The organism is Paenibacillus sp. HB172176, assembly GCF_011947265.1.
In the GTDB taxonomy this organism is placed as follows: Bacteria; Bacillota; Bacilli; order Paenibacillales; family Paenibacillaceae; genus Pristimantibacillus.
The window spans coordinates 213,601-230,335 of sequence record NZ_JAATHD010000002.1 but is presented as its reverse complement, the minus strand read 5'-3'; the positions used below and the strand labels follow the sequence as shown (position 1 = coordinate 230,335).

The 16,735-nt window shown below is 52.9% G+C and carries 10 protein-coding genes; 8 read left to right on the top strand and 2 right to left on the bottom strand.

What is annotated here, in order from left to right; translation table 11 throughout:
- Positions 1-9: 9 nt before the first annotated feature.
- From HFP08_RS03350 to gyrA, 8 genes are all read left to right on the top strand, one after another.
- A complete protein-coding gene (locus tag HFP08_RS03350; protein ID WP_168119097.1) occupies positions 10-282 on the top strand; it encodes an NAD/NADP transhydrogenase alpha subunit in 273 nt (90 codons plus the stop codon).
- Positions 283-295: 13 nt separating this feature from the next.
- Positions 296-3,982: a dynamin family protein gene (locus HFP08_RS03345; protein WP_168119096.1), complete on the top strand. Its 3,687-nt coding sequence runs from the start codon at positions 296-298 to the stop codon at positions 3,980-3,982.
- Positions 3,983-4,272: 290 nt separating this feature from the next.
- Entirely contained in the window at positions 4,273-6,060 is a 1,788-nt protein-coding gene (locus HFP08_RS03340) for an ABC transporter ATP-binding protein (protein ID WP_168119095.1), read from the top strand.
- Positions 6,057-7,880 (top strand): ABC transporter ATP-binding protein, encoded by a 1,824-nt coding sequence (locus HFP08_RS03335; protein ID WP_168119094.1) that lies wholly within the window; start codon positions 6,057-6,059, stop codon positions 7,878-7,880. Before HFP08_RS03340 ends, HFP08_RS03335 begins: the two co-directional genes overlap by 4 nt.
- 141 nt (positions 7,881-8,021) lie before the next feature.
- Positions 8,022-9,206: a formate-dependent phosphoribosylglycinamide formyltransferase gene (purT, locus tag HFP08_RS03330; RefSeq protein WP_168119093.1), complete on the top strand. Its 1,185-nt coding sequence runs from the start codon at positions 8,022-8,024 to the stop codon at positions 9,204-9,206.
- A gap of 14 nt (positions 9,207-9,220) precedes the next feature.
- On the top strand, positions 9,221-9,514 hold the full coding sequence (locus tag HFP08_RS03325; protein WP_168119092.1) for a DUF3886 domain-containing protein: 294 nt from the start codon (positions 9,221-9,223) through the stop codon (positions 9,512-9,514).
- 246 nt (positions 9,515-9,760) lie between these two features.
- Entirely contained in the window at positions 9,761-11,731 is a 1,971-nt protein-coding gene (parE, locus tag HFP08_RS03320; RefSeq protein WP_168119091.1) for a DNA topoisomerase IV subunit B, read from the top strand.
- Positions 11,732-11,743: 12 nt separating this feature from the next.
- Positions 11,744-14,206 carry a DNA gyrase subunit A gene (gyrA, locus tag HFP08_RS03315; RefSeq protein WP_168119090.1) on the top strand — a complete coding sequence of 821 codons (2,463 nt, stop codon included), beginning with the start codon at positions 11,744-11,746 and terminating at the stop codon, positions 14,204-14,206.
- Between the two features lie 144 nt (positions 14,207-14,350).
- On the opposite strand, the gene HFP08_RS03310 is transcribed toward gyrA, so the two are convergent.
- The gene (locus HFP08_RS03310) at positions 14,351-15,451 is read right to left on the bottom strand and encodes a GerAB/ArcD/ProY family transporter (protein ID WP_168119089.1); all 1,101 of its coding nucleotides are present in this window, start codon (positions 15,449-15,451) and stop codon (positions 14,351-14,353) included.
- A gap of 48 nt (positions 15,452-15,499) precedes the next feature.
- Positions 15,500-16,723 (bottom strand): Ger(x)C family spore germination protein, encoded by a 1,224-nt coding sequence (locus HFP08_RS03305; RefSeq protein WP_168119088.1) that lies wholly within the window; start codon positions 16,721-16,723, stop codon positions 15,500-15,502.
- Positions 16,724-16,735 lie beyond the last annotated feature (12 nt).

Sequence of the window (16,735 nt, the reverse complement as noted above, 5' to 3'; positions counted from 1 at the left end):
ATGATGACAATGAAATGCATTTCCGTGTACACGAACAATTTTGAACTTTTTTCCGATATTTACGAGCAAGTTCTGGAATCTCCGCCGCAAGAAAATGAAGACATTGTGATTGAAGGCATTACCGTGAGCGGTTCCGGAGACGTGCCGGACCAATATATCGACCGCATGAGAATCAAGCCCGAGGTTGTTGTCATGAAGGAGAGGGAGCGCAATATCATGATCCTGCAGCATGGTAATGTGTTCGAAATTTGCCTGCCTTCGACCGAAGAGGAAGCCGTTTAGGGAGCAATAGACGATGACAGAATTAACGTTGAACAGCATGACGGGTGCCTTGTCGTTTGTCGCAGAACAAATGAAAGCTTGTGGTGACGCCAAGCATGCAAGACAAACGGAGGAATTAACGGGTAAGCTGACCGAGGGTCGGCTTACTGTCGCTTTATGCGGACATTTCTCGGCGGGGAAGTCAACGCTTGTCAACGCGCTTTGCGGCGCGGAGCTGCTGCCGTCGAGTCCCATACCGACAAGCGCGAATGTCGTGAAGATTAGCGGCGGGGCGAAGGCCGAAGCAATCGTTGCAGAGCTGCGTGACGGCAGGGAAGTTCGAACCGATGTTGGCATTAATGAGCTCGAAGCGTTCTGCAAGGACGGCGAGCATTTCACCTCGGTCGAGATTACCTATCCGAGCGAGCTGCTTGGCCGTACGATTACGCTGCTGGATACGCCCGGCATCGATTCGACGGACGCGGCTCATCGGATGGCGACCGAGTCTGCGCTGCATCTGGCTGATGTCGTTTTCTACGTGATGGATTACAACCACGTCCAATCCCAGATCAACTTCACATTCGCGAAGGAGCTGAAGGATTGGGGCAAGCCCCTATATTTTATCGTCAACCAAATCGACAAGCATCGCGAGAGCGAGCTTAGCTTCGAAGCTTATCGGAGAAGCGTGGCAGAAGCGTTCCGGGCGTGGCATCTGGAGCCGGCGGGGATTTTGTACTTGTCGCTGCGCGAGCCGCAGCATCCCATGCAAGAGTGGAGCAAGCTGATCGCCTTGATCGGCGCGCTCGAGAAGAATCGCGAGGAGCTGTGCGAATATAGCGTCGAATCCACGCTTCGTCATTTGACAGAGGCTCATTTGCGTTTTATGAAGGAGCAGGAGGAGTCAAAGCGAAATTCCTTGCTTGTCGCTGCAGGCGGGGAGGAGCATGCTCGCCAATTGTCGAGCGAATTCACGGCATTGGAGCAGCGAATAGCTTCGCTTCGCGATGGGCGGGAAACGTATCGCATTGATTTGCGCAAGCAGCTTCAGTCGATACTGGACAATGCGAATATTACGCCGGCGGGACTTCGGGATCTTGCCCGCGCTTTCCTCGAAAGCCGTAAGCCGGGTTTCAAGACAGGAATTCTATTCGCCGCGGGCAAGACCGCCGCTGAGCAAGAGAAGCGGCTTGCCGCGTTCCAGAGCGAGCTCGCCACGCTCCTAAGCGCGGCGATTGACTGGCATGTGAAGCAATTGCTGAGGAAAGAAGCGGATCGCAGCCGCTATGACGGGAAGAAGCTTGAGGAGCAATTAAAGGAGCTGACCTGGACGCCTGACGGGGATTGGCTTATTAAACGGGTGAAGCAGGGCGCGGTAATCGGAGACGCCTACACGATGACGTATTGTCAGGATATGGCAGCCGATATTAAGTCCGTCTACAGGCAGAACGCGCTTCAAATGATTGATCATTTGGCCGCTTCGGCTGGCGAGGCTTCCGCTGCAGCGGAGAGCATTGCCGAGGCGGAGCTTCAAGCGTTGAATGGGAAGCTGAGGGCTTGGCATGAAGTGATGGAGCTGGATCGCCGCTTGGCAGCCCATGGCGAGCAATTGAAGCGGCAGCTGCCCGAGTTTGCCAAGAAGCCGGAGCTTCCGCATCCCGCTCAGCTTATGGGGGCAGAGGCTGTTGGCCATGCGAAGCCGGCGCTGTCTCTGATGCGGAAGAAGGATTCAATCGTTGTTAATCGGGCCGAGCAATCGGAAGATGGCATAGAGTCACAGCGGGAGTTCGATGCAAGCAGATCTTCAGAGAGCAGCGCCGGGAACGGCGTCTCCGCAATTGCGCTGCAGAGAGAGGCAGCTCAGCGTCTATTGAAGGCAGCAGGTTTGATGGAATCGCTGGAAAGCCTGATGAGCTCGGGGGAGTCTCTGCGGGAGAAGGGAGTCCGACTGGCGGAATGCGAATTCACGATTGCTCTCTTCGGCGCGTTCAGCGCCGGGAAATCCTCGCTCGCGAACGCGCTGATCGGCGAAGCGGTGCTGCCGGTATCTCCAAATCCGACGACGGCGGCAATCAATCGCATTAAGCCTCCCGATGCGGATTATCCGCATGGAACGGCCAGAATCGTCATGAAGGACAGGGAAGCTGTTCTAAGCGATCTTCGCTATTCCTTATCGCTGCTTGGCGAAGAAGCATCTGCGGATCGTATGCCGGATGCTGTTTCCATTCTAAAAGCGATCGACGGGATTTCGATTGACAGCATCGGCGCCGGGGGAAGACCGCATTACAGCTTTCTGCGGGCGGCAAGATTGGGCTGGGAGAAGCATGAGCAGCTGCTTGGCACGACTTTCCGCGTGGATCGGGAGGAATATGAAAGCTATGTGGCGGACGAGACGCGCTCTTGTTTCGTCAGCCAAATTGATTATCATCATGATTGCGAATTGACAAAGCAAGGCGTCGTACTGGTCGATACGCCAGGCGCCGATTCGGTGAACGCGAGGCATACCGGCGTAGCCTTCAATTATATTAAAAACGCCGACGCGGTCTTATTCGTAACTTATTATAATCACGCATTCTCTCAAGCGGATCGTCAATTTCTGGATCAGCTTGGTCGAGTGAAGGATCAATTCGAGCTCGACAAGATGTTTTTCATCGTCAATGCGGCGGATCTGGCCGGGGATGCAGAGGAACTGGACGGCGTGCTCAGCCATGTGGAGCAAAATTTGTTAAAGCATGCGATACGCAAACCGCGCATGTTTCCCGTATCAAGCCTTGAAGCTCTGGACGGCAAGCGCTCCAAGGCGGAAACGCTTATTCATCAATCCGGCATTCATCGCTTTGAAGCCGAATTCTTTTCTTTCATCAGAAATGATTTGGGTCGATTGGCCATTGAATCTGCCGAGCAGGAGCTTGTCCGTAATCAATCGAAAATCGGGGAATGGATTCGCAGCGCGGAGGGAGACGAGGCCGCGCGCGACGAAGAGCTGAGGAAGCTTAACTCGGCTGTAGCCGAGGCTCAAGGCGTTGTTGAAGCTTTTCAGACGCTCGAAATGCCCCAAGGCTTGAAGCAGGAGGCGAACGAGCTGCATTATTACGTGCTGCAGCGTCTGCAATACCGATTCGGGGAATTTTATCATCTCGCTTTCAATCCTGCTTCGCTGCAGGACGACGGGCGCGATCTAAAAAAGGTCGTGTGGACGGCTTGGCTGGAACTGCAGCGGTTGCTGCAGCTCGAGCTGGCTCAGGAGCTGCTGGCAACGGCGCTGCGCATGGAGCGTAATCTGAACGCGGCGCTTAAGCAAGCATATGCCGGCTATTCAGAGCGACTTGAGACGATGCTGGGCGGTTACCATGCCGCTGCTTTTGCGTCGGAAAAGCTGAATGAGCCGCAGGAGGCTGTGAGCTGGGAATCCTCCGGCATAGAGAGCAAATGGCTTTGGAGCCGTTTCAAATCGCCGCGAGCTTTTTTCGAGGGAGAGGGCAAGTCGCTTCTTCGGAAGGAATTGGAAGCCGTTATCTTCCCCGAGCTTCAGCAATGGATGGAGCGGGTTACGGGAGACTGGCATAGTCATTATGCAAGCTGCTGGAGCGACGCCGTTTCGCGCAAGGCGGAGCAACTCGAATTAGACATGGACAGCTTCGCGAGAGGGATGCGAAGCTCCCTGTCGGACGGAGCTGAACTGGAGAAGCTGAAATCGCTGCAAGAGCAGTTGAATCATCTCTAGTTGAATGAGATAGCATTGCCTTTCATATCGATATTCGCTTAATGCTTTTGCCGATGAAATAACATCCGGCAAAAGCATTTTTGCTGTTGGTGTGCTCCTGTGCAAAAACGGAGCAATACACGCATTATAGGGATGATTTACGATGATTTAAAAGCATTTCCCGTTTCCATATCTTCAATCGCCATAATTAACCCTTTCAATGAAATATTCGCTTTTTTTTAGAATTTGCTCCTCTTATGGGATGCTGATAATATTCATTCATATTATAAAAAACAGGGAGATGGATTTCGTTGGAAACTCTGAGGCAATTAAAAGCCTTCTATTGGCCGGAGAGAAAGTTTCTGTTCGCGTCAATAGCGTGCCTGGTCTGCGCAACCGCGCTCGGGCTCGTCTATCCGAATTTGCTGCGTTATTTGATCGATAATGTCATTACGCCGCAGCGGTTCGACTTGGTGCCCAAGCTGGCATTAACGGTTATCAGTGTAATTGCTGTCAAGGCATTTTGTCAGTTTTTGCAAGGCTTTTTCGGGGGGCGTCTCGGCAACAAGGTTGCTTTCCGTCTGCGCAATGCGCTTTACGACAAGCTTCAGACCTTATCCTTTCAATATTATGACAAAGCGAAAACAGGGGATCTCATGTCGCGGCTGACCGCTGATCTGGAAGCCATTCGGCAATTTATCGGTTTTGGCTTCGCGCAAATTTTGAACATGGTGCTAATGATTGTTTTCGGAGCCGTTATGATGCTGTATTTGAACTGGCAATTGACGATCGTGACAATGATCACGATTCCGCTGCTCGGCTTCCTGGCGGTGCGCTTCGAGAAGCGGGTGCATCCGGCGTTCCGCGAGATGCGCCAAGCGATGAGTAATCTGACCACTGCTGTGCAAGAAAATATTACGGGCGTTCGCACGGTCAAATCCTTCGCACGCGAAGGGCATGAAGTATCGAAATTCTCGATTCGAAACGAGGCTTACCAGTCGAATCAGGTCGGCGCTGCCAGAATCTGGGCAAGATTCTTCCCGCTCATGGAGCTGACTGCGAATCTCAGCGCCGTTACGCTGTTAATCGTCGGAGGATCGTTTGTCATCAGCAATCGTCTGCAGTTAGGTGAATTCGTAGCCTTCTTCAGCTTGATCTGGTATATCATCGGACCGATGTGGGGCCTCGGCTTCCATATTAACAACTATACGCAGTTCAAAGCATCGAGCGAACGTGTTATGGGACTGTTAAACGAGCATATCCACGTGAAAAACGCGGATGCGGCAATCGAGATGAACAAGGAGCAGGTGAAGGGACATGTTCGCTTCGATCATGTCACCTTCAATTATCCGGATAAGAAGCCCGCACTAACCGATATTACGATCGATGCGCCAGCGGGTTCGGTTATCGGATTTCTCGGAGGAACAGGCTCCGGCAAATCGACCATCATTCAGCTGCTCATGCGAGCCTATAACGTGAAACAGGGCAGTATTACGCTTGACGGCATCGACATTAATCAACTGGATGTGGCTTCGCTTCGTCAGCAAATTGCGCCTGTCTTTCAGGAGACGTTCCTGTTCTCGGCTTCGATTCGGGACAATATCGCGTTCGGCATGGGCGATGTGTCGATGGAGCAGATTGAGCGTGCAGCCAAGTTATCGAAGGCTCATGATTTCATCATGGAGATGCCGCTTGGCTACGATACGGTCGTGGGCGAACGCGGCATGGGTCTCTCCGGCGGCCAGAAGCAAAGAATTGCGATTGCGAGAGCGCTAATCAAAAACCCGCGAATTCTTATTCTGGATGATGCGACCAGCGCAGTCGATATGGAAACCGAGCATCAAATTCAAGAAGGCTTCAAGGAGCTTATGGCCGGACGCACGACCTTCATCATCGCGCACCGGATTTCCTCCTTGCGTCAGGCGGATGAAATTATCGTACTCGACAAAGGCCATATTGTGCAACGCGGCAAGCATGCCGACTTAATCGCGCAGGAAGGCCCTTATCGGGATACGTATCATATTCAATATGCGGATTTCGTGGCCGGCGCCGCTTCCGGAGATGAGAATAGGAATGAACGAAGGAGTGTCCATTCATGAGCGCCAAATCGGCCGTAAATAGCAAAAATCGCAATGAACGCTTCGTCTATCAGGATGACGAGGCGATTGAAAAACCGTTTAACTGGTCGCAGCTGCGCAGACTCTACACCTATATGAAGCCCTATCGCAAGCAGCTTACTCCCGTCATTCTGATGATGATAATCGGCACGCTTACAAAGCTGGCCATTCCATTCCTGATGCTCTATGTGATTGACCACATTATCGATCCGGAAAAGGGCTCCGGAAGCTATGGCATGCTGATCCTCGTCGGCATCGGGACGCTGGCCCTGTATGTGCTGCAATGGGCGGCGAATACGTATCGGATTCGTTATACGAACGTGATTGGTCAGAAGGTGATCTATGATCTCAGAACCCATCTGTTCCAGCATATTCAGAAGCTCAGCTTCCGGTTCTATGACAAGCGTCCGGCGGGTTCGGTGCTCGTTCGCGTCACGAATGACGTGAACGCGCTCCAGGATTTGTTCACGAACGGCGTCGTCAATCTGCTCATGGATTGTATCCAGCTTGTCGGCATCGTCATCATACTGCTCGGGCTGAACATCAAGCTCGGACTTGCCGTCATGATTACCGTTCCGCTCATGTTCGTGGTGTCGACCTCTCTTCGCAAGCGGATTCGCTTCGCCTGGCAGGATGTGCGGATGAAGCAGTCTCGCATTAACGCGCATCTGAACGAGAGCATTCAAGGCATGAAGGTTACGCAAGCTTATGTGCAGGAGAAGGACAATATGTCGTTCTTCAACCACATGAACACGATCAACGTGAAGTCGTGGAACAAGGCTTCGGCGCTTAACCAAAGCTTCGGACCGGTTATCGAGGTGACGGCGGCGGTTGGCACATGCATCTTGTTCTGGTACGGCTCGGAGCTTATTCAGAGCAAAGCCATAACCGTTGGTCTGCTGGTTGCCTTCGCCAACTATATGGGCAACTTCTGGGAGCCGATCAACAGGCTGGGCCAGATGTATTCGCAGCTGCTGATTGCGATGGCATCCTCCGAGCGGATCTTCGAGTTTATCGACGAGGAGCCGAATGTCGGCGAATCCCCGTCGGCCAGACCGTTGCCCGCGATTCGCGGCGATGTGACCTTCGACAATATCATTTTCGAATATGAACCGGGCAGACAGGCTTTAAAGGGCATCAGCATCGACGTAAAGGCGGGGCAGTCGATTGCGCTGGTCGGGCATACCGGCTCGGGCAAGAGTACGATTATTAATCTGCTCTGCAGATTCTACGATCCCGTGCAGGGGAGAGTGTTGATCGACGGCATCGACATCCGCGACGTGACCATTGAGAGCTTGAGATCACAGGTGGGCATTGTGCTGCAGGATACCTTCATCTTCGCGGGATCGATCAAGGATAATATTCGTTACGGCAGACTAGACGCGACCGACGATGAGATTGTGAAGGCGGCTCAAGCCGTGCATGCCCATGAATTCATTATGGATCTGCCTGACGGTTACAATACACAAGTCGAGGAACGGGGAAATATGCTGTCCATGGGACAGCGCCAATTGTTGTCATTCGCCCGCGCGCTGCTCGCCGATCCGAAGATACTGATACTGGATGAGGCTACGGCCAGCATCGACACGGAGACCGAACTGAAAATTCAGGAAGCGCTCAAAACGTTGCTGGATGGACGCACCTCATTCATGATCGCCCATCGCTTATCAACAATTCGCCATGCGGATGAAATTATCGTGCTTGATCACGGCGTCATCGTCGAACAGGGCAATCATGACGCGCTGGTGGCGAAGAAGGGCGTATATAATGGCCTAATAGAAGCGCAATACCGCTACCTGTAAGAGCATTATTCCAAACTTCCGAATTCGACAACGTATCTTATAGGAATCACGATGCATATTGCTTTTTGAGAGAAGAACCTCCACAATGGAATGAGACTGCAAGACAATCTTATTCCATGAACCAGGAGGCTCTTTTTCTTTATGTATGGATCCCCATTATCGACACAGGCTCGTAAACTAATGCTGCTCGGCTCGGGAGAGCTGGGCAAGGAGGTTGTGATAGAAGCGCAGCGGCTTGGCGTCGAGACGATTGCCGTCGATCGATATGAGCATGCGCCGGCGATGCAGGTCGCTCATCGCTCTTATGTGACAGACATGCTTGACGGAGCGGCTATTCGCCGCATCATTGAGCTGGAGAAGCCGGATTTAATCGTTCCGGAGATCGAAGCGATCGCAACCGATGCGCTTGTGGAGCTGGAACAGGAAGGCCATCATGTCATTCCGGCAGCGAGAGCGGCCAAGCTGACGATGGATCGCGAGGGCATACGCAGGTTGGCGGCTGAGACGCTTCAACTGCCGACAGCGCCCTACCGCTTCGCGGATTCGCTTGAGGAGATGCGCGAGGCAGCCGTCTCGCTTGGCTTCCCGTGCGTAATCAAGCCGATTATGAGCTCATCGGGCAAAGGTCAAAGCGTATGCAAATCCGTAGACGAGGTAGAGAGCTGCTGGCATTATGCGATGGAAGGCGGCCGCGCGAAGAAGCAGCGCGTCATTGTCGAAGGCTTCATCACCTTCGAATCGGAAATTACGCTTCTCACGGTCCGTTCCGTATCCGGAACCTCCTTCTGCGCGCCGATTGGCCACGTGCAGAAGGACGGCGATTATATTGAATCCTGGCAGCCGCATGAGATGAAGGAGGAGCATCTGCGGCAAGCGGAGGACATTGCAAGGAAGATCACTGAAGAGCTTGGCGGTTACGGTCTTTACGGAGTAGAGCTGTTCATCACGCCCCACGGCGTTTTGTTCAGCGAGGTGTCGCCACGGCCGCATGATACCGGCATGGTGACGATGGCGACGCAGGATCTGTCCGAATTCGCTCTGCATGTCCGTGCCGTTCTTGGCTTCCCGATCGGCCCCATTCGATTGTTAACGCCGGGAGCCTCGCATACGCTCAAAGCGGACCAGGAATCGAGGAGCTTCCGAATCGGCGGCGTAGCGGAAGCGTTGACGCTGCCGCATACGCAGGTCAGGATATTCGGCAAGCCCGAGACGAAGATCGGCAGAAGAATGGCCGTGGCGCTGAGCACAAGCGACAATACGGATACCGCGAGAGAGGCAGCGCGAAAAGCGGCGTTATCGCTCTATATCGACTATGATCAAGAATAAGCAGGTGATGAACAATGGGCAAAAATAAAAAGCGACTTCAGGCGCAGCAGCAAGCTTCGGGACGAAAGCCGCAGAGCAGGGCGGAGTCTTCCGAGCAGCATGGCAATACGCTTGGTGATTTGCTCAGCCAGGACGTACTTGGCAAGCTCAAAACGCAGGCGGACGAGCTGAAGAAAGCGCAGGCCGAGCAAGAGGAGCAGAAGCGTCTCGCCGCGATTGAAGCGAAGAAGCGCGAGCAGAAAGCCAAGGAAAACGATTTTGCGTATCTGCTTGAGAACAGCGATCCGAACACTGGAAAATACAAATAATGCGATAGAGAAGAAGCGTTCCTCTCGCTGCGGAACGCTTCTTTTTTCGGGTAAATCCAGTATGCATCTGTCGGCGTTATGAACGGATTCGGCATAAGCGAACAGGAAATTGCAAACCATGGTAGGGAGAAAGGCGCAGAGATTAATCTGCTGACGCGGCTTTACGGATGAGGATCCTTGCATTAAAATAGCTTGAAGATACGTTAATTGCATTTTGAAACGAGATTGGCAGATTGGGGGAAGCTCATGAGTGAGCAATTGGATCTATTCGCGAATACAACAGCTCCGGATCGGAACTATGAAGCTGATGATATACAAGTGCTGGAGGGATTGACGGCGGTACGGAAGCGCCCCGGCATGTACATAGGGAGCACCTCCACGTCCGGACTGCATCATTTGGTATGGGAAATCGTCGATAACGCGGTGGACGAGCATCTTGCCAAGTTTTGCTCGGCAATCGAGGTTACGCTGCATAAGAACGGTTCCATTACCGTGCAGGATAACGGGCGGGGCATTCCGACCGGCATGCATAAGACCGGCATACCAACGCCTCAGGTCGTGTACACGATTCTGCATGCGGGCGGCAAATTCGGAGGCGGAGGCTATAAGAAATCCGGCGGTCTGCACGGCGTCGGTGCATCGGTCACCAACGCGCTGTCGGAGTGGCTGGAGGTCGAAATCTTCCGCGACGGCAAGCTTCACAAGCAGCGGTTCGAGTATTGGGTGGATGCTCAGGGCAAGGAGCATGTCGGCGAGCCCGTAACCGGTCTCGAGATACTTGGCAATACGAATCGGACGGGCACCAAGGTGACATTCAAGCCGGATGCTCGCGTTTTTCAAAACGGCATTTCCTTCAATTACGACACCTTGTCAGAACGATTGCAGGAAATCGCGTTCCTCAATTCGGGTCTTAAGGTGACAATCAAGGATGATCGCAACGGCAAGCAAGAGATGTATCATTATGAAGGAGGAGCCAGTCAATTCGTTCAATTCCTTAACGAGAACAAGACGGTTCTGCATGATGTCGTTCACTTTGCGGGCGATCGCGACGATATCGAGGTCGAGGTTGCGCTGCAGTATAATGACGGATATACGGAGACGCTCGCCTCCTTCGTCAACTCCATTCCTACCCGGGGCGGCGGCACGCATGAAACGGGCTTCAAAACGGCGTATACGCGGGTGATGAACGATTATGCCCGGAAAACGTCTCTTCTGAAGGAGAAGGACAAAAATCTGGAAGGAAACGATCTTCGCGAAGGCATGATGGCGGTTATTAATATTAAAATGTCCGAGGTCGAGTTCGTTGGCCAGACAAAGGATCAATTAGGCAGCGCCTCGGCCAGAAGCGCCGTCGACGCGGTCGTGACGGAGAAGATGCAGGTTTTCCTCGAGGAAAATCCGCAAGTGGGACAGTCGCTTCTGAAGAAGGCCGTGCAAGCGTCGAAGGCGAGAGAGGCGGCAAGAAAGGCTCGCGAGGAAATTCGCAGCGGGAAAAAGCGGAGCGAAGGCTCCAATCTCGGCGGCAAGCTGACGCCTGCCCAATCGAAGGATTATTCCCGCAATGAGCTGTTCATTGTCGAAGGCGATTCCGCCGGTGGCTCGGCGAAGCAAGGCAGGGATTCCAAGCATCAGGCGATTCTGCCGTTGAAGGGCAAGCCGATGAATCCCGAGAAGGCGAAGCTGGCGGACATTCTTCGCAACGACGAATACAAAGCGATCATTGCGGCAATCGGCGCGGGGGTTGGTCCGGAATTCGAAGCGGATGAGAGCAATTACAACAAAATTATTATTATGACCGATGCGGATACGGACGGCGCGCATATCCAGGTTCTGCTGCTGACCTTCTTCTACCGGTATATGAAGCCGCTGATCGACAGCGGACGAATCTATATCGCCCAGCCGCCTCTGTTCAAAATCACGCGCAAATCCGGCAAGCTTGAAACGGTTCGATACGCTTGGACGGACGAGCAGCTTCAAAATTATTTGAAGGAATACGGCAAGGGCTATGAATTGCAGCGCTACAAAGGACTTGGCGAGATGAATCCGGATCAGCTGTGGGAGACGACGATGAATCCTGAATCGCGCACGTTGCTGCAGGTGCAAATCGAGGATGCGGCCAAGGCTGAACGGCGAGTGTCAACGTTGATGGGCGACAAAGTTGATCCGCGCAAGAGATGGATTATTGAGAATGTGGATTTCACGGAATATGTGGAGTAAGGAGGAAATGCGATGAGCATGCTTGAACAGTTTCTGCCGGCATTCCTGGAAGAGGTTGTCGGCGACCGCTTTGGACGTTATTCGAAATATATTATCCAGGATCGTGCCATCCCGGATGTTCGCGACGGCCTCAAGCCGGTGCAGCGACGCATTCTGTACGCGATGTACGATGCCGGGAACAATCCGGACAAGCCCTATCGCAAATCGGCTAAAACTGTCGGCGATGTGATGGGCAATTATCATCCTCATGGCGATTCATCGATCTATGAAGGCATGGTTCGCATGGCGCAGCCGTGGAAGATGGCGCATCCGCTCGTGGACGGACACGGCAACTGGGGCTCGCAGGATGATGATCCCGCGGCTGCGATGCGATACACCGAAGCGCGACTCTCGAAGATTGCGATGGAGCTGCTGCGCGATATCGATAAGCGCACTGTGCAGTTCAAGGATAATTTCGACAATACGACGAAGGAGCCCGTCGTGCTTCCCTCGAGATATCCGAATTTGCTCGTTAACGGCGTCAGCGGCATCTCCTCGGGCTTCGCTACAGAGATTCCACCGCATAATCTGCGTGAAATTATCGATGCTTGCATCGCCTATATGAAGAAGCCAGAGCTGACGCTCGAAGAGCTGATGACCATCGTGAAGGGACCGGATTTCCCTACGGGCGGCCTTATTATGGGCGAAGACGGCATTCGAGACGCCTATGCGACGGGGAAGGGAAAGATTTTCCTGCGCTCGAAGTCCGCTATTGAAGATCTTCGCGGCGGCAAGCAACAGATTGTCATTACCGAAATTCCGTACGGGGTTGTGAAATCGCGTCTGGTGACGGCGATGGAGACGATTCGCCTCGAAAAGAAGGTCGAAGGCATTGCCGAGGTCAGGGACGAGAGCGGCAGAGCGGGGCTGCGCATTGTGGTTGAGCTGAAGAAGGATGCTGACGCGAACGGGATACTTGCCTATTTGTTCAAAAAAACGGATCTGCAGGTTACCTACAACTTCAACATGGTTGCGATTGTGAATAAAGCGCCGCAGCAGCTTGGCTTGAAGGCGATGCTGTCGGCTTATGTTGAGCATCAGAAGGAGGTCGTCACCTTCCGGACGCAATATGAGCTCGAGAAAGCGGAAGACCGCGCTCATGTGGTGGAAGGACTTGTGAAGGCGCTCAATATTCTGGACGAAGTCATTGCGACGATCAAGGCGTCGAAGAACCGGATGGACGCTCAGAACAATCTGATCGAACAGTACGGCTTCTCCGAGCGTCAGGCGGACGCGATTCTGACGTTGCAGCTCTATCGTCTGACGAATCTGGAGATTACCGCCTTGGAGAAAGAGCATAAGGAAACGATGAAGCGCATCGCCTACCTGCGCTCCATTCTCGACAGCGAGAAGAAGCTGCTAGGCGTTATTCGGGACGAAATGACAGTGATTCGAGATGGCTTCGGCATCGACAGAAGATCGGATATTCAAGGCGAAGTGGAAGAACTGAAGGTAAATCTGGAGGTTCTCGTAGCGCCTGAGGATGTGCTCGTCACTTTAAGCCATGACGGTTATATGAAGCGGACAAGCATGTTGTCCTTCACGCGATCCGGCGGAGAGCCGGGAAGCAGCGGAGTGAAGGATGGCGATGTCATTACGAATCTGTTGCAGGTGAACACGATTGATAATATTCTTCTGTTCACGAAGAAGGGGCAATATTATCTGCTTCCCGTGCATCAAATTCCCGAGTTCAAATGGAAGGATACCGGCACCGCCATCGTCAATATTGTGCCGCTTCCGAAGGATGACGGCATCGTAAGGGCTATGCCGATCAAGGATATTCAAGAGCCGGGTCAATCGCTGGTGTTCGTGACGAAGCGCGGACAAGTGAAGCGTACGGAGCTGGCCGAATACGCGACTACGCGATCGACGGCGGTTGCGGCATGCAAGGTAGGCGCTGGCGACGAAATTATTGAAGTCGCTTTAAGTCGAGGCGATAAGCAAATTCTGCTTGTGACGAAGGCGGGCATGTGCATACGTTTCAACGAGAATGAGGTCAATGCAATGGGCAGAGTCGCATCAGGCGTTAGAGGCGTTCAACTCAAGGACGGCGATGAGGTCGTCGCCGCGTTATGGGCAGCGGATGATGAGGGCGAGATTCTCGTTGCTTCCGATATCGGCTACGCGAAGCGCTCGCTGCTGCTTGATTATCCGATTCAAGGCAGGGGCGGCAAAGGCGTGCAAACCTTCGAGTTCAAGGAAGGCAAGCGCGTCCGTTCCAATGGCAGCGCCTTGGCGGCAAGTTATTACTGCACGGATGGCATCGAAATCGCAGCGCTTACCTCTCAAGGCAGAAGACTTATCTTGGAATCCGAGAAGGCTCCGATTGAAGAACGCAAGTCCATCGGCAAGCAAGTGTTCCCGCTCGAGAAGGGCGAGAGCATTGTCTCGACCTTTGTCATAGCGCCGTTCGAGCTTAATCAAAAGGCTGATTAGGCGGGATTTAGACGTTCGATCACCTCTAATATCGTCTCCCAAAAGACCCGTATCGGCATGAGCCCGTCAGGATGCTCAAGCCGATACGGGTCTTTGATTAAACCGAACGATTTCATTCGCCGGATAGAGGAGATGCCCCGTTGCTCACGCCGCATTGCCTGGCTGCTTGTCCCTGCGGAAAAAACCGATCAGAAACGCACAAGCCAGCACTGCCATCTGAGCAGGGGTGACATACCGAATCACGATCTTTAGCCCGATCCAGAGATGCACGGTGTTGTTGGGCTCGAGGAAGCATGCGCCAAAGATGAGCGGGGCAATGATAACGGTGCATGTTTTATAAGGAATTTTGAGCAAAGCGCTAAGCGCGAGCACAGACGCCAGCATCAGCAGGGACAGCTTGACGAACAGGCCGATAATGAGCAGGACGGTTACGACCACATCCAGTCGCTCCAGAAAATCGGCCAGCTTGATAAGCTGCACGACCTCCAGAAAGGGAATCATGCTGTAGCCCGCAAGCGCCGGTCCCAGAACGGACATAATGATCATGTTCATAAAAACAAGAAACAGCGAAACAATGGAATAGGCGCTGAAGGTTGATTTGGCTGCGGCTGCAGCGGGCTTAATATACTTCCAGAACATCAGAAAGGTCAGCATTTGGGCAAAGGGAAACGAGACAATTTCCGGCACGGCGGCATGGAGAATCGGTCGGATGCCATCGCTCATAATGGGCTGCAAGCGATGAAAATCGATGAGCCCTGCTTGAAAAAGCAGTAAAATAATAAGCAAATAACTGCATAAAACGATAGGAAACAATAGCTCTGCGAGCCTGAAGAACACCTCGGCGCCTTTCCAGATCGCATAAACTGCCAGTGAAATAATTAACAGCTTGATGCTCCATTCCGGTGTTTTGTTCAGAATGGTCATAACGGTCAACTCGCCGAAGTCCCGGACATTGCGCATGGATTCGTAAGCGAATATGAATCCCTGTGGCAGAGCAAGAGCAAAGCCGAGCCACTTGCCGAATAGTTGTCTGTACAGCTCCGGCAGATCGGCGTCCGGCGAGCGGCCCTGAATGGTCAACAGCATCCACAGAAATACGCCCCCAATGATCGCTCCCGCAGCCATAGCCAGCCAGGAATCCTGCTTGGCCTCAATACCCAGCTCAAAAAGAGGGGTACTGCCGATCTCAAACAAAAGAATCATGACGACAAGCTGAAATTTGCCGATTTTGACATTCCGAATCACGTTTGTTGCCCTCCTCTCTTCATACGTACGTGATGCTCGCGCTTCTCTTCAGCTACGGCTCTTTTTCTGCGTTTCCTTGAAATCGCGATTGCTGAAGCCGATGCGGGCCAGCTTGAATTTCACCTTGATGTCCAATTCAATATTTGCGAAATGCTCATTCCAATCCTGTTTAAGCTCCTTCCATTGTTTGGGAGAGGATCGATGCAGGATCGTTCCAAAGCCAACAATATCGGCTTTCAAATTGCGAACAGCTTGCCAGCTCTGCTCCATCTCGCCTTTGATTTCCTCGGCGATACGCGCCTCCTCCTGCTTCAATGGCTGCGGCTTCTCCAAATCATTAGAGCATGCATACTCCAGCATCGTTCCTTGCGCATTTACGGAAAGGTGCATGAGGAGTCGACCGTCCGGCTTCCGCTCTATCTTACGTTCGATTTTCGCTTTTTCGACGATAACGGCGGAATAATCGGGCGTATTCTCATTGTCCGAGCAGTTGTATTGGATCGTGACCCGCTTCACCTTATTAGCCAGCCACATTGCGCCTGCCGCCTCCTTCTGAGTCAGCCAGCCCGCAAGCTTGTCGCCGGAAATGATGGCGAGCTTCCCCAGCTTGATTTTGGCGCTGGTGAAGGTTTCCTTCAATGCGTCGACCGAATTAAGCTTCTGATTGGAGCCGGCAATCATCAGTTCGGGAATGCCGGTAGCCTGACCGGGACCGAGCAAATCGAGCAAAATCCGATACATCGTCATATCCGGATAGAGAGAGCTGCTTTCCTCCTCGTTCTCAACCAAACGCTGCACCGCCGTTCCCGGAATTTTCTCAATGGGAAGCAGTTGCTCGATAATAGTCCTTGCTCGACCCTTTGCAATAAACATGGATACAGTCTCGCGTGCATCCGTATTTCGCATGTAGATTTCAAGGATGGTAGAAATTCCTTTCTTGGCGGCGGCCTCGCCGACCACGATAATTTGGTTATGGGCGAAATAAAGCTTTCGCGACATTTCGCGGCTGGCGTTCCCAATCGACTTGCGTATGCTTTTACCTTCCGTGGAAAAGACATTGACGGGGGCGTCGCCGATAGAGGAACTTCCGCTCTGGGCGGAAATGGCCTGCGGGATGACCAACTGATAGGACACAATCCACTTGTCCTTATCCCAATCGACGGCCGTAGCGGAAATGATGCCAATTTCATTTAACTCCACTCTGTTCCAGCAACCGCCAAGCGGAATTGCTAGTAGGAGGAAGCTGCAAACGATCAGCATAATTCGACGCAAGAGGCATTCTCC